This is a genomic window from Pseudomonas sp. AG1028 (assembly GCF_007993955.1).
Taxonomy (GTDB): domain Bacteria; phylum Pseudomonadota; class Gammaproteobacteria; order Pseudomonadales; family Pseudomonadaceae; genus Aquipseudomonas; species Aquipseudomonas straminea.
In genome coordinates this window covers 93,512-105,905 of record NZ_VIVP01000003.1, presented here as the reverse complement: position 1 = coordinate 105,905, position 12,394 = coordinate 93,512, and the positions used below count along the sequence as shown (strand labels likewise).

The 12,394-nt window shown below is 64.1% G+C and carries 14 protein-coding genes; 9 read left to right on the top strand and 5 right to left on the bottom strand.

Annotated features, from left to right (window positions below; translation table 11 throughout):
• Positions 1–28: 28 nt before the first annotated feature.
• From FB481_RS05740 to pilG, 4 genes are all read right to left on the bottom strand, one after another.
• Positions 29–2,077: a methyl-accepting chemotaxis protein gene (locus FB481_RS05740; RefSeq protein WP_147175423.1), complete on the bottom strand. Its 2,049-nt coding sequence runs from the start codon at positions 2,075–2,077 to the stop codon at positions 29–31.
• 82 nt (positions 2,078–2,159) lie between these two features.
• A complete protein-coding gene (locus FB481_RS05735; RefSeq protein ID WP_027903969.1) occupies positions 2,160–2,699 on the bottom strand; it encodes a chemotaxis protein CheW in 540 nt (179 codons plus the stop codon).
• A 43-nt stretch (positions 2,700–2,742) separates the two neighbouring features.
• A complete protein-coding gene (gene pilH / locus FB481_RS05730) occupies positions 2,743–3,108 on the bottom strand; it encodes a twitching motility response regulator PilH (RefSeq protein WP_013789448.1) in 366 nt (121 codons plus the stop codon).
• Positions 3,109–3,157: 49 nt separating this feature from the next.
• Positions 3,158–3,565 carry a twitching motility response regulator PilG gene (gene pilG / locus FB481_RS05725; RefSeq protein WP_013789447.1) on the bottom strand — a complete coding sequence of 136 codons (408 nt, stop codon included), beginning with the start codon at positions 3,563–3,565 and terminating at the stop codon, positions 3,158–3,160.
• 227 nt (positions 3,566–3,792) lie between these two features.
• On the opposite strand from pilG, the gene gshB reads away from it, so the two are divergent.
• From gshB to FB481_RS05690, 7 genes are all read left to right on the top strand, one after another.
• Entirely contained in the window at positions 3,793–4,755 is a 963-nt protein-coding gene (gene gshB / locus FB481_RS05720) for a glutathione synthase (protein WP_147175421.1), read from the top strand.
• 101 nt (positions 4,756–4,856) lie between these two features.
• Positions 4,857–5,753 carry an energy transducer TonB gene (locus FB481_RS05715; protein WP_075928479.1) on the top strand — a complete coding sequence of 299 codons (897 nt, stop codon included), beginning with the start codon at positions 4,857–4,859 and terminating at the stop codon, positions 5,751–5,753.
• Between the two features lie 70 nt (positions 5,754–5,823).
• Entirely contained in the window at positions 5,824–6,393 is a 570-nt protein-coding gene (locus tag FB481_RS05710) for a YqgE/AlgH family protein (protein WP_147175419.1), read from the top strand.
• Positions 6,393–6,836: a Holliday junction resolvase RuvX gene (gene ruvX / locus FB481_RS05705; protein ID WP_075959559.1), complete on the top strand. Its 444-nt coding sequence runs from the start codon at positions 6,393–6,395 to the stop codon at positions 6,834–6,836. Before FB481_RS05710 ends, ruvX begins: the two co-directional genes overlap by 1 nt.
• A gap of 21 nt (positions 6,837–6,857) precedes the next feature.
• On the top strand, positions 6,858–7,379 hold the full coding sequence (pyrR, locus tag FB481_RS05700; protein WP_147175417.1) for a bifunctional pyr operon transcriptional regulator/uracil phosphoribosyltransferase PyrR: 522 nt from the start codon (positions 6,858–6,860) through the stop codon (positions 7,377–7,379).
• A complete protein-coding gene (locus FB481_RS05695; protein ID WP_147175415.1) occupies positions 7,376–8,383 on the top strand; it encodes an aspartate carbamoyltransferase catalytic subunit in 1,008 nt (335 codons plus the stop codon). The genes pyrR and FB481_RS05695 overlap by 4 nt, the downstream gene beginning before the upstream one ends.
• On the top strand, positions 8,383–9,654 hold the full coding sequence (locus FB481_RS05690) for a dihydroorotase (protein WP_147175413.1): 1,272 nt from the start codon (positions 8,383–8,385) through the stop codon (positions 9,652–9,654). Before FB481_RS05695 ends, FB481_RS05690 begins: the two co-directional genes overlap by 1 nt.
• 106 nt (positions 9,655–9,760) lie before the next feature.
• On the opposite strand, the gene FB481_RS05685 is transcribed toward FB481_RS05690, so the two are convergent.
• A complete protein-coding gene (locus tag FB481_RS05685; protein WP_167363091.1) occupies positions 9,761–10,162 on the bottom strand; it encodes a TM2 domain-containing protein in 402 nt (133 codons plus the stop codon).
• Between the two features lie 137 nt (positions 10,163–10,299).
• On the opposite strand from FB481_RS05685, the gene FB481_RS05680 reads away from it, so the two are divergent.
• Positions 10,300–11,511, top strand: coding sequence for a putative DNA modification/repair radical SAM protein (locus tag FB481_RS05680; RefSeq protein WP_147175411.1), 1,212 nt, complete (start codon positions 10,300–10,302; stop codon positions 11,509–11,511).
• Positions 11,511–12,368 carry a TIGR03915 family putative DNA repair protein gene (locus FB481_RS05675; protein ID WP_147175409.1) on the top strand — a complete coding sequence of 286 codons (858 nt, stop codon included), beginning with the start codon at positions 11,511–11,513 and terminating at the stop codon, positions 12,366–12,368. The genes FB481_RS05680 and FB481_RS05675 overlap by 1 nt, the downstream gene beginning before the upstream one ends.
• The last annotated feature ends 26 nt before the right edge of the window (positions 12,369–12,394 follow it).

Below are 12,394 nucleotides of genomic sequence, written 5' to 3'. Positions count from 1 at the left end.
ATCGCTCAATGCGCCAGACGGCAGACGATCACGCCTGCTCGCCGTCGTTTGGCAGGTTGAAGCCGGACACCGAATTGCGCATCTCGCTGGCCATCTTGGCCAGGTTACCAATGCTCTTGGCGGTGGCGGTGGTACCGGACGAGGTCTGCGAGGTGATCTCCTGAATCACGTTCATGGTGTTGGAGATGTGGCCGGCAGACGATGCCTGCTGACGTGCCGCGTTGGAAATGTTCTGGATGAGCGCGGCGAGGGTCTTGGATACCTTCTCGATCTCTTCCAGGGCCACACCGGCGTCCTGCGCCAGGCGTGCACCGCGTACCACCTCGGAGGTGGTCTGTTCCATGGAGATAACGGCTTCGTTGGTGTCGGTCTGAATGGTCTTTACCAGCGCCTCGATCTGCTTGGTCGCGCCGGAGGAACGTTCGGCGAGGCGTTGTACCTCGTCCGCTACCACGGCGAAGCCTCGGCCTGCGTCACCGGCCATGGAGGCCTGGATCGCGGCATTCAGTGCGAGGATGTTGGTCTGGTCGGCGATGTCGTTAATGAGGCTTACGATGTCACCGATCTCCTGGGACGATTCACCGAGGCGCTTGATTCGCTTCGAGGTGTCCTGGATCTGCTCACGGATGTTGTCCATGCCGGTGATGGTGTTGTGTACGACTTCGTTGCCCTTGTTGGCGATGGCTACGGAACGTTCCGCTACCGCGGAGGACTCCGAGGCGTTCGCCGATACCTGGTCAATCGACACGGCCATTTCGTTGATTGCCGCCGAGGCCCCGGCGATTTCCTGGGCCTGGTGCTCGGATGCCTCGGCCAGGTGCATGGCGGTGGCCTGGGTTTCCTGGGCGGCACCGGCCACCTGTACGGCGGTCATGTTGATCGTCGCGACAAGGTCGCGCAGCTGGTCGATGGAGTAGTTGATGGAGTCGGCGATGGCACCGGTGAAGTCTTCGGTTACCGTCGCGGCCACCGTCAGGTCACCGTCGGCGAGGTCGGCGATCTCATCGAGCAGACGCAGAATCGCGGTCTGGTTACGTTCGTTCTTCTCGGCGGTTTCGGCCAGTCGACGGTTGGTCTCCTGCACCATCACCAGACCGATGATCAGAATCGAGCCCAGTGCCAGGGCGCCCAACACATAACCGGCGATGGTGTTCAGCGAACGACCGTCGGCCAGGCCTTCGAAACCCGCCGACAGCGCCGAGGCCTTGTCGAGCAGGGTTTGCGAAACGGTAAAGATGGTGTTGGCCGATTCACGAACCTGGAACAGTTCGGGCGAGGTCTCGAGAATTTCGTCCACCGAGCCGGATACGAATTCGAACAGCTCGGAAATCTCGCCGAGGCGCTCCAGGGCTTCCTGGTCGCTGACCTTGGTGATTTCCATGGCGGCGTTGCCTTCCTGCATGGCGCTGAGCACCCGGCCGAACAGGCTGGCGTCGCGACCGAACATATCGGCGGCCTGAACCGAATCCTGGTCACCGGCCAGCACCTTGTTCACCGAACCGAGAATACGTTCGGCCAGCAGCGACTGACGCTGGGCAACCGATACCTGGGCAGCGGGCGCGCCGCTCTCCAGCAGGATGTCGACCACTTCCTCGTACTCGACCTGCAGTTGCGGAATGGTTTCGGCCAGCGTGGCAGCAACCTGGTGCAGCGACAGAACGGTCTGCTCGCTGGCCAGGATGGCGTCGGCGTTCTGGCGCAGCGCGTCCCAGTCCTGCTGCACGGCAGCCATCTGCGCCTGTACATCAGCGGGCGCTGCTGGCAGGCCGCTCTGCGCATTGCCATCGGTCAGGTAGGCCCAGCGCTTCTGGAAGTCGTTGCGCGCATCGCGCAACAGCGCGAAGGCTTCGGGCTTGCCCGCGGCGGATTCGGTGGCGTCCTTGGCGATACGCTGGGACAGTACGCGCAGCTCACCGGCGTGACCGAGGTACTCGGTATCGTGGTTACTCTGCGTGTTCATGTACGCGAAGTTGGCGAACAGCATCACGATCGAAACGATCAGGACGACGAACAGCCCCGCCACGAGCCCACCGACCCGTGTCCCCGCCAGCACGTTGTTGGAGATTACTTTTTTCATTATCTGGCCCCCGCCTGGACCCTACCGCACTTCGAATTCCATCTAACGTCAGAAGGCAGGCTGTGCCGCCCCCACCGAAAAGCTATCTGTATGCCACGTCCACAAACTCGGGTGCCTGGGCCAGCGCATGAGGGCTGAACACCAACCAGGGCTGCTCGCGCTGGAACACGCCGTGAATGAACGGTGCGATGGACGCCTCGAGCGCTGGCAACTGCTCGGAGAAGGTATCCACCGCAAAATGCTGCATGCCGAACACCTCGTCGACCGTCAGGCCGGCGAAGATGTCCTGGTGATCGACCACCAGCACCCGCCGCTGCTTGCGCAAGGGCGACAGCTCGCCGCCGAAAAAGCCGCACAGGTCCATCACCGGCAGCAATCGTCCGCGCACGTTGGCAACGCCCTTGACCCAGCTTTTCACACCGGGCAGCAAGGTATGTCGTGGCTCGTGCAACACTTCACCGACCTCACCCATCGGTGCGACGAAAAACCGCTCGCCCATGCGAAAGCCAATGCCACTCCAGGTCTGCACCGCCACCTGCTGCGATGGCAAGCCCGCTGCCAACGCGCGGCAACGCTGCTCGATACCGAGAAGGATCTGAAAGGGGGTGCGTGTCTCTGACATGCCTGTCGTGACCTTCTTCTTTTGTCGTGTCGCGGGCGCGGCCTCAGCCGGCGAGCACCGCGTTCAGTGTTTTCAGCAGCGTAGCTTCGTCCACCGGTTTGGTCAGGTAGTCCTTGGCGCCCTGGCGCTTGCCCCAGACCTTGTCGGTTTCCTGATCCTTGGTGGTCACGATGATCACCGGGATATGGCTGGTTTCGGCATCCTTGGTCAGCTGTCGGGTGGCCTGGAAGCCATTGAGCCCGGGCATGACGATGTCCATCAGCACCACATCGGGTTTTTCCTGGCGCGCCAGGGCGACGCCGTCGGCGCCGTTCTCGGCCTTGAGTACCTGATGGCCATGTTTTTCCAGCATGGCGGTCAGCTTGTACATTTCGGTCGGCGAGTCATCAACAATCAGAATTCGAGCCATGATGTTTCCCAATACATAGAAGAGAGGCGGTAGTAGCGACAGCCGGGTGTCAGGACGCCTGCTCGACCGGAGAGAACTCCGGGACGTGGGCCTTGATCGCGCCGAGCAGCTCTTCCTTGCTGAATGGCTTGGTCAGGTATTGATCAGAACCGACGATGCGCCCCTTGGCCTTGTCGAACAGGCCGTCCTTGGACGACAGCATGATAACGGGGGTGGATTTGAAGGCACTGTTGTTCTTGATCAAGGCGCAGGTCTGATAGCCATCCAGACGCGGCATCATGATGTCGACGAAGATGATGCTCGGGTGGGTGTCGGCAATCTTCGCCAGGGCGTCGAAACCGTCCACTGCGGTGATCACATCACAGCCCACCTTTTTCAGCAGGGTTTCCGCTGTACGACGAATCGTCTTCGAGTCGTCGATCACCATCACCCTCAAGCCTTCCGAATGCTGTTCCATGTCTGCCCTGCCACCACTTCGGTGAGTCGTTGTATTACGCCATATCCAGTGCGCCGGAGGCCCTGAAATCAATGGGCCCGGCCCATCGCTGGGCCTTTGTAGCACACTCTCCACATGCAAGCCATCGGCCTGCTCGCCCTTGACCGGCCGCCCTGTCAGCGCCACCCTTGGCGCCCATCCCTGCTACCTTCGCGGCTGCTTCGCACCGCCTCTACGGAGATACTTCAATGAGCGTTCGCCTCGGCATCGTCATGGATCCCATCGCGCAGATTTCCTACAAGAAGGACAGCTCGCTGGCCATGCTTCTGGCAGCCCAGGCGCGTGGCTGGAGCCTCTTCTATATGGAGCAGAAGGACCTCTATCAGGCCGCTGGCGTCGCTCGCGGCCGCACACTTCCGCTCAAGGTGTTCGCCGATCCCCAGCACTGGTTCGAATTCGGTGACGAGCAGGACATGCCCCTGGCCGAACTCGACGTGATCCTGATGCGCAAGGATCCGCCCTTCGATAACGAATTCGTCTATTCAACCTACCTGCTCGAACAGGCCGAGGAAGCCGGCACGCTGGTGGTCAACCGACCACAGAGCCTGCGCGACTGCAACGAGAAGTTCTTCGCCACACGCTTTCCGCAGCTCACACCGGAGACCATCGTCAGCCGCAGACCCGACATTCTGCGTGATTTTGCGAGACAGCACCGTGACATCATTCTCAAACCCCTCGATGGAATGGGCGGATCGATGATCTTTCGTCACCGCGAGGGCGACCCGAACCTGTCGGTGATTCTCGAAGCTCTCACCGCCCACGGCAGCCAGCAGATCATGGCGCAGCGTTACCTGCCGGCCATCGTCGACGGCGATAAGCGTATTCTGATGATAGACGGTGAACCGGTGCCGTACTGCCTGGCGCGTATTCCGGCCAGCGGCGAAACCCGCGGTAACCTGGCGGCTGGTGGCCGTGGCGAAGCCCGCCCGCTCACCGAGCGCGACCGCGAAATCGCCGCCGCCGTCGGCCCGAGCCTGCGCGAGCGCGGCCTGCTGTTCGTCGGCCTGGACGTGATCGGCGACCGCCTCACCGAGATCAACGTCACCAGCCCGACCTGCATTCGCGAGATCGATGCGGCCTTCGATACGCGCATCGGCGAACAGTTGATGGACAAGATTGCCGAAAAGCTCAATGCGCGGAGTGCTTCATAGACTTTTGCACATCGCCTCGGCAGACTGCGCGGCAACCCAGGGTCTGCTGACGTTTCAGCACGACCGTGCCGAAACGTTGACAGCCCCGACGACAGACCGTGATGAACGCGACAGCCAGCCCACCCGATCTCACCTCCTCCGGCGTTCGCCCGGCGGACCGGCTGGGCTTCACCCTGTTTCTGGCCGCGGTGCTGCACGCCGCGCTGATTCTCGGCGTGGGCTTCACCTTTGCCGAGCCCGGGCAGATCAGCAAGACGCTGGAAATCACCCTTTCCACCTTCAAGAGCGATGAAAAGCCCAAGGAGGCGGATTTCCTCGCCCAGGACAACCAGCAGGGCAGCGGCACCCTGGATAAGAAGGCGGCGCCGACCACCACCGAACAGGCGCCCTTCCAGGACACCGAAGTACGCAAGGTGACGCCCGCCGCCGCACCGCCGCCGCCCGCCGTGAAGCCCGAAGCGCCGAAAGCCGCGGTGACCACCCGCGCCCCACAACAGCAGAAGGCGCCGGCCAAGCGCGAGGAAACCAAGCCGACGCCGCCGAGTCCGGAGGCGCCGTCCTTCGACAGCGCGCAACTGTCCGCCGAGATCGCCAGCCTGGAGGCCGAGCTGTCCGACCAGGTGCAGCAGTACGCCAAGCGCCCGAAAATCCACCGCCTCAACGCCGCCTCGACCATGCGCGACAAGGGCGCCTGGTACAAGGACGAATGGCGCAAGAAGGTCGAGCGCATCGGCAACCTCAATTACCCGGACGACGCCCGCCGTCGGCAGATTCACGGCAGCCTGCGCCTGCTGGTGTCGATCAACCGTGACGGCAGCCTGTACGAAGTGATGGTACTGGAATCGTCCGGCGAGCAGGTGCTCGATCAGGCCGCCATGCGCATCGTGCGCCTGGCCGCGCCCTACGCGCCGTTCACCGGCGATCTGGCCGACATCGACCGCCTGGAAATCATCCGCACCTGGCGTTTCGAGCGTGGCGACCGCCTGTCGAGCAACTGACCCCCGGCGCGACGTTTTCATCCATACGTGCAGCTTGTAGCTTGTGCCGCGCAGCTTCAAACTAACGGCCATGAAAGACGCCAGCCCGAGCATTCTCAAGCACCACTTCCTGATCGCCATGCCGCACATGGACGATCCGAATTTCGCGCACACCGTGATTTACCTCATCGATCACAACGACCAGGGCGCCATGGGCCTGGTGATCAACCGCCCCAACGGCCTGAACCTGGCCGACGTGCTCGAACAGCTGCGGCCGGACAGTGATCCTTCGGTGCTGTGCCAAAGCCTGCCGATCTTCAGTGGCGGCCCGGTGCAGACCGACCGCGGCTTCGTGCTGCACCCCAAGGGCCAGCACTTCCAGGCTACCGTCGATCTCGGCGACCTCAGTCTGTCTACCTCCCAGGACGTGCTGTTCGCCATCGCCGAAGGCAAAGGCCCGGCCAGCCACCTGATCGCCCTCGGCTATGCCGGCTGGGGCGCCGGTCAGCTGGAGGCCGAGCTGGCCGATAACGCCTGGCTGACCTGCCCGGCGAACCAGGCGATTCTGTTCGAAACGCCCTACGATCAGCGCCTCGGCGCCGCCGCCGCGCTGCTCGGCATCGACCTCAACCTGCTCACCGCCCAGGCGGGCCACGCCTGATGGCTGAAATCGACAAACAATCCCTGCGCCTGCTGCTCGGTTTCGATTACGGCACCAAGCAGATCGGCGTCGCCGTCGGCCAGCCGATCACCGGTTCGGCCCGCGAGCTGTGCATCCTCAAGGCGCAGAACGGCGTTCCGGACTGGCAGAAGGTCGAAGCGCTGATCAAGGAATGGCAACCCGATGCAATCGTCGTCGGCCTGCCATTGAACATGGACGGCACGCCGAGCGACATGAGCGAACGGGCCGAGAAGTTCGCCCGTCGCCTCAACGGTCGTTTCAACCTGCCGGTATTCACCCACGACGAACGCCTGACCACCTATGCCGCCAAGGGCGAGCGCCTGCAGCAGGGCCAGACCGGCGGCTATCGCCAGCGCCCGGTCGACGCGCTGGCCGCCGCCCTCTTGCTGCAGGGCTGGCTGGAAGAAAACTGCCTGGGCTGACCCGGCCACAAGGAGCTTTAGATGAGCCTACCCAACCCCGCCGAACTGCTGCCGCAGATGGCGACCTCGCTGAGCAGCCATCTGAGCCGTCGGCAGATCAGCACACCGCGCTTCATCGGCATCCGCACCGGCGGCGTGTGGGTGGCCCAGGCGCTGCTCGATCAATTGGGCCGTGACGAGCCGTTGGGCGTGCTCGACGTGTCCTTCTACCGCGACGACTTCACCCAGAACGGCCTGCACCCACAGGTGCAACCGTCCGAGCTGCCGTTCGAGATCGAAGGCCAACACCTGGTGCTGATCGACGACGTACTGATGAGCGGGCGAACCATCCGCGCCGCCCTGAACGAGCTGTTCGACTACGGCCGCCCGGCCAGCGTGACCCTGGTCAGCTTGCTCGACCTGGACGCCCGCGAACTGCCGATCCGCCCCGACGTGGTCGGCGCGACGCTGTCACTGGCGGCCGATCAGCGGGTAAAATTGTCCGGCCCCGCTCCCTTCACCCTCGAACTCCAGACGCTTTCCGACCAAGGCCGTCCGCAATGACCGCACTCGATGCCAAGCGCCCCCTGCAACTGAACGACCAAGGCCAGTTGCGCCACTTCCTGTCCCTCGACGGCCTGCCCCGCGAGCTGCTGACGGAAATCCTCGACACCGCCGACTCCTTCCTCGAAGTCGGCGCCCGCGCCGTGAAGAAGGTCCCACTGCTGCGCGGCAAGACCGTGTGCAACGTGTTCTTCGAGAACTCCACGCGCACCCGTACCACTTTCGAGCTGGCCGCCCAGCGCCTGTCCGCCGACGTGATCAGCCTGAACGTGTCGACCAGCTCGACCAGCAAGGGCGAGACGCTGTTCGACACCCTGCGCAACCTCGAAGCCATGGCCGCCGACATCTTCGTGGTGCGCCATGCCGGCTCCGGCGCCGCCCACTTCATCGCCGAGCACGTGTGCCCGAACCTGGCGATCATCAACGGTGGCGACGGCCGCCACGCGCACCCGACTCAGGGCATGCTCGACATGCTGACCATCCGCCGCCACAAGGGCAGCTTCGAGAATCTCTCGGTGGCCATCGTCGGCGATATCCTGCACTCGCGGGTGGCGCGCTCCAACATGCTGGCGCTCAAGACCCTCGGCTGCCCCGATATCCGCGTGATCGCGCCGAAGACCCTGCTGCCCATCGGCCTGGAAGAAAGCTACGGCGTGCGCGTGTTCAGCAACGCCAATGAAGGCCTCAAGGATGTCGACGTGGTGATCATGCTGCGCCTGCAGCGCGAGCGCATGACCGGCGGCCTGCTACCCAGCGAGGGCGAGTTCTACCGCCTGTTCGGTCTGACCGAGCAGCGCCTCAAGCTGGCCAAGCCCGATGCGCTGGTCATGCACCCGGGGCCGATCAACCGCGGCGTGGAGATCGAGTCGGCGGTGGCCGACGGCCCGCAATCGGTGATTCTCAACCAGGTCACCTACGGCATCGCCATCCGCATGGCCGTGCTGTCCATGGCCATGAGCGGCCAGAACGCCCAACGCCAACTCAACGCTGAGGAGCAAAACTGATGCGTACCCGTATCCTCGGCGCCCGCGTCATCGACCCGAGCAGCGGCTTCGATCAGGTCGCCGACCTGTATATAGAAGGCGGCAAGCTGAGCGCCATCGGCCAGGCGCCGGCCGGCTTCGAAGCCGACCAGACCCTTGACGCCAGCGGCCTGATCGCGGCACCCGGCCTGGTCGACCTGTCCGTCGCCCTGCGCGAGCCTGGCTACAGCCGCAAGGGCAGCATCGCCAGCGAAACCCTGGCCGCTGCCGCTGGCGGCGTCACCAGCCTGTGCTGCCCGCCGATCACCAAGCCGGTGCTGGATACCTCGGCGGTGGCCGAACTGATCCTCGACCGCGCCCGCGAAGCCGGCCACGCCAAGGTGTTTCCCATCGGTGCCCTGAGCAAGGGGCTCGATGGCGAGCAACTCGCCGAGCTGGTCGCCCTGCGCGACGCCGGCTGCGTGGCGTTCGGCAATGGCCTGAACAATTTCCGTAATGCGCGCACCCTGCGCCGCGCCCTGGAATATGCAGCCACCTTCGACCTCACGGTGATCTTCCACTCCCAGGACCACGATCTCGCCGAAGGCGGCCTGGCCCATGAAGGCGCCACTGCCAGCTTCCTCGGCCTGTCGGGGATTCCCGAAACCGCCGAGACCGTGGCCCTGGCGCGCGACCTGTTGCTGGTCGAGCAGAGCGGCGTACGTGCGCATTTCAGCCAGCTGACCAGCGCCCGCGGCGCGCAGCTGATCGCTGATGCCCAGGCTCGCGGCCTGCCGGTGACCGCCGATGTGGCGCTGTACCAGCTGATTCTCACCGACGAGGCGCTGATCGACTTTTCCAGCCTCTATCACGTGCAACCGCCGCTGCGCACCCGCGCCGACCGTGACGGCCTGCGCGAGGCGTTGAAGAGCGGTGTGATCAGCGCCATCTCCAGCCATCACCAGCCCCACGAACTCGACGCCAAGCTGGCGCCCTTCGGTGAGACCGAGCCCGGCATCAGCGGCGTGCAGTTACTGCTGCCACTGGCCATGACCCTGGTGCAGGACGGCTTGCTCGACCTGCCCACCCTGCTCGCCCGCCTGAGCAGCGGCCCGGCGCAGGCACTACGCCTGCCGGTTGGCCAGCTCAAGCAGGGGGATGCGGCGGATATCCTGCTGTTCGACCCCCAGGCCTCCACCGTGGCCGGCGAGAGCTGGTACTCCAAAGGCCGTAACAGCCCATTCCTGGGCCACTGCCTGCCTGGCCAGGTGCGCTACACCCTGGTGGACGGGCATATCAGCTTCCAAGGCTGATCTGCCACCGGCTCATGTGGGAGCGGGCCATGCCCGCGAAATAATCCGCATCAACCAGGCATCCCTGTCGCCCCACAAGGGCCGGCAGCGATGCCTGCCCTCACCCTTATCCATTACGCGCATTCTCGATCGACACCTGATTGTTCAGCGTCCACAGGTCGTACAGCACGCCGACCAGAAACAGCCCGCCGGTCAGCAGATAAAGGATCCCGGTGATCCACTTGCCCTGATACATGCGGTGCACGCCGAAGATGCCCAGGAACGTCAGCAGGATCCACGCGACGTTGTAATCGAGCCGGCCGGCCGTGAAGCGCAGGTCCGCTTCGCGATCCATCGCCGGGATCAGGAACAGGTCGATGATCCAGCCGATGAACAGCAGGCCCAGGGTGAAAAACCAGATGGTGCCGGTCACCGGCTTGCCGTAATAGAAACGGTGCGCACCGAGGAAGCCGAAGATCCACAGCAGATAGCCGATGATCTTGCTGTGGGTATCAGGACGCTGCATCAGATTCTCCAGAAAAGACAGGTTGATTCGCTTCGATCCATGGCGGCGCCGCAGGTTTCGCCTTTCACCGACGAGACGACCTTGCGGGAACCGAATGCTTACCGAATACTGTACATAAATACAGCTATCGAATCGTACCCATGGAATTGATCGAAAAGCTTACGGTACTCGCCGACGCCGCAAAATACGATGTTTCCTGCGCCAGCAGCGGCGCGCCCAAACGCAGCTCGAAAGGCCAGAGCGGCATGGGCGCCACCGACGGCATGGGCATCTGCCACAGTTTCACCCCCGATGGCCGCTGCGTCGCGCTGCTGAAAATCCTGCTGACCAACTTCTGCCTGTACGACTGCCAATACTGCGTCAACCGTCGTTCCAGTGACGTGCCGCGGGCGCGCTTCACGCCCGAGGAAGTGGTCACCCTGACCCTGGATTTCTATCGCCGCAACTGCATCAGCGGACTGTTTCTCAGTTCCGGCATCATCCGTTCCGCGGACTACACCATGGAGCAACTCAACCGGGTCGCCAAGCTGCTGCGTGAGGAGCACGAGTTTCGTGGCTACATCCACCTCAAGACCATTCCCGACGCGTCGCCGGAGCTGATCGCCGAAGCCGGTCGCTACGCCGACCGCCTCAGCGTGAACATCGAACTGCCCACCGAAAGCAGCCTGATCCGCCTGGCGCCGGAAAAGAGCGTGGCGCCGATCAAGCAGGCCATGGGCACCATTCGCAATGGCGTCGAAGAGGCCGACAGCGAGAAGCGCGCGCCCGCCTTCGCGCCTGCCGGGCAAAGCACGCAGATGATCGTCGGCGCGGACGCCACCGACGACAGCACCATCCTGCACACTGCCCAGTCGCTGTACGGCGACTTCCGCCTCAAGCGCGTCTATTACTCGGCCTTCAGCCCGATTCCGCAAAGCCCCAAGAGCGTCCCCTTCGAGGCGCCGCCGCTGCTGCGCGAGCACCGCTTGTATCAGGCGGACTTCCTGATGCGCGGCTACGGCTTCAAGGCCACCGAGTTGCTCGACGGCCCAGGCAACCTGGCGCTGGACATCGACCCAAAACTGGCCTGGGCACTGAACAATCGCCAGCATTTCCCCGTCGACCTCAACCGCGCGGACGTGACCCTGATCGCCCGCATCCCCGGCATTGGCGTGCTCAGCGCCCAGCGCCTGGTCGCCCTGCGCCGCCAGAAGCGCATCCGTTTTGCGGACGTCGGCCGCCTGCGCTGCGTGCTGGAAAAAGCCAAGCCCTTTATCGTCACCCAGGATTACCGCCCGGCTCAGGCGACCCGCGAATCCCTGGTGCTGCGCCAGCAATTGAGCGAAACGCCGCAACAGATGGGGCTCTGGTGATGCAAGCGGTGCACTTCGACGGCAGTTTCGCCGGCTGGCGGGATGCTGCCCGAGCGAAATTGCGCCAAGGCATGGCGCCGCATCAACTGAGCTGGGTACAGGACAGCCAGGAAAACCAGGATCTGTTCGCCGCGTTGGAAGCACCTCAACCCGCCGCGGCTGCCGACCGCCCCGTGCGGGTGCCGCGCGCCCTGATCGAACAACTGGAAAACGCTGCTCGCTTTCGCTGTGCGCAACGCTGGGCGTTGCTGTACCGCATCCTCTGGCGCGTCGCCAATGGCGACCATGCCGCCATGCTGGCCGGCGATATCGACGGCAGCGAACTGCATACCCGCCTCAAGGCGGTTCGCCGCGAAGCGCACCACCTGCACGCCTTCCTGCGCTTCAAGCCACGGGACGCCAGCGCCGGTGGACCGGAACTGGTGGCCTGGCACGAGCCGGCCCACGATATTCTGGCCAGCGCCTCGGGCCATTTCGCCGAACGCCTCGGCCGCCAGACCTGGCTGATCGCCACACCGGATGACGGCGTATACTGGAATGGCGAGAAGCTGCGTCACGCCAAGCCCTGCCCGCCTGAATGGCAACGCCTGGCCCAGGGCACCGACGACCGCAACGAAGCGATGTGGCTGGCCTACTACGGCAGCACCTTCAACCCGGCGCGGCTCAATCGCAGCGTGCTGGAAACCAATATGCCGGTGCGCTTCTGGCGCAACCTGCCGGAAGGCCCGCTGATCCCCCGCCTGATGAGCCAGGCCCGCGCCGGCGCCCAGGTCGATGGCCAGGCCGAAGCCGTGGCCGCTCGGCCAGGGAAACGCATCCAGGCGGATGCGGAGAAAGTGCTGCCTGTGCGGCGGTGAACTTTGCAGCCATAAGCCGGCCGCGC

Bases quoted from the DNA above. Each gene is read 5' to 3' on its own strand.
- FB481_RS05690 (WP_147175413.1), top strand. From the start codon at position 8,383: ATGCGTACCCGTATCCTCGGCGCCCGCGTCATCGACCCGAGCAGCGGC.
- FB481_RS05740 (WP_147175423.1), bottom strand. From the start codon at position 2,077: ATGAAAAAAGTAATCTCCAACAACGTGCTGGCGGGGACACGGGTCGGT.
- FB481_RS05715 (WP_075928479.1), top strand. From the start codon at position 4,857: ATGAACGCGACAGCCAGCCCACCCGATCTCACCTCCTCCGGCGTTCGC.
- FB481_RS05695 (WP_147175415.1), top strand. From the start codon at position 7,376: ATGACCGCACTCGATGCCAAGCGCCCCCTGCAACTGAACGACCAAGGC.
- pyrR (WP_147175417.1), top strand. From the start codon at position 6,858: ATGAGCCTACCCAACCCCGCCGAACTGCTGCCGCAGATGGCGACCTCG.
- FB481_RS05680 (WP_147175411.1), top strand. From the start codon at position 10,300: ATGGAATTGATCGAAAAGCTTACGGTACTCGCCGACGCCGCAAAATAC.
- FB481_RS05735 (WP_027903969.1), bottom strand. From the start codon at position 2,699: ATGTCAGAGACACGCACCCCCTTTCAGATCCTTCTCGGTATCGAGCAG.
- FB481_RS05710 (WP_147175419.1), top strand. From the start codon at position 5,824: ATGAAAGACGCCAGCCCGAGCATTCTCAAGCACCACTTCCTGATCGCC.
- FB481_RS05675 (WP_147175409.1), top strand. From the start codon at position 11,511: ATGCAAGCGGTGCACTTCGACGGCAGTTTCGCCGGCTGGCGGGATGCT.
- pilG (WP_013789447.1), bottom strand. From the start codon at position 3,565: ATGGAACAGCATTCGGAAGGCTTGAGGGTGATGGTGATCGACGACTCG.
- ruvX (WP_075959559.1), top strand. From the start codon at position 6,393: ATGGCTGAAATCGACAAACAATCCCTGCGCCTGCTGCTCGGTTTCGAT.
- gshB (WP_147175421.1), top strand. From the start codon at position 3,793: ATGAGCGTTCGCCTCGGCATCGTCATGGATCCCATCGCGCAGATTTCC.
- pilH (WP_013789448.1), bottom strand. From the start codon at position 3,108: ATGGCTCGAATTCTGATTGTTGATGACTCGCCGACCGAAATGTACAAG.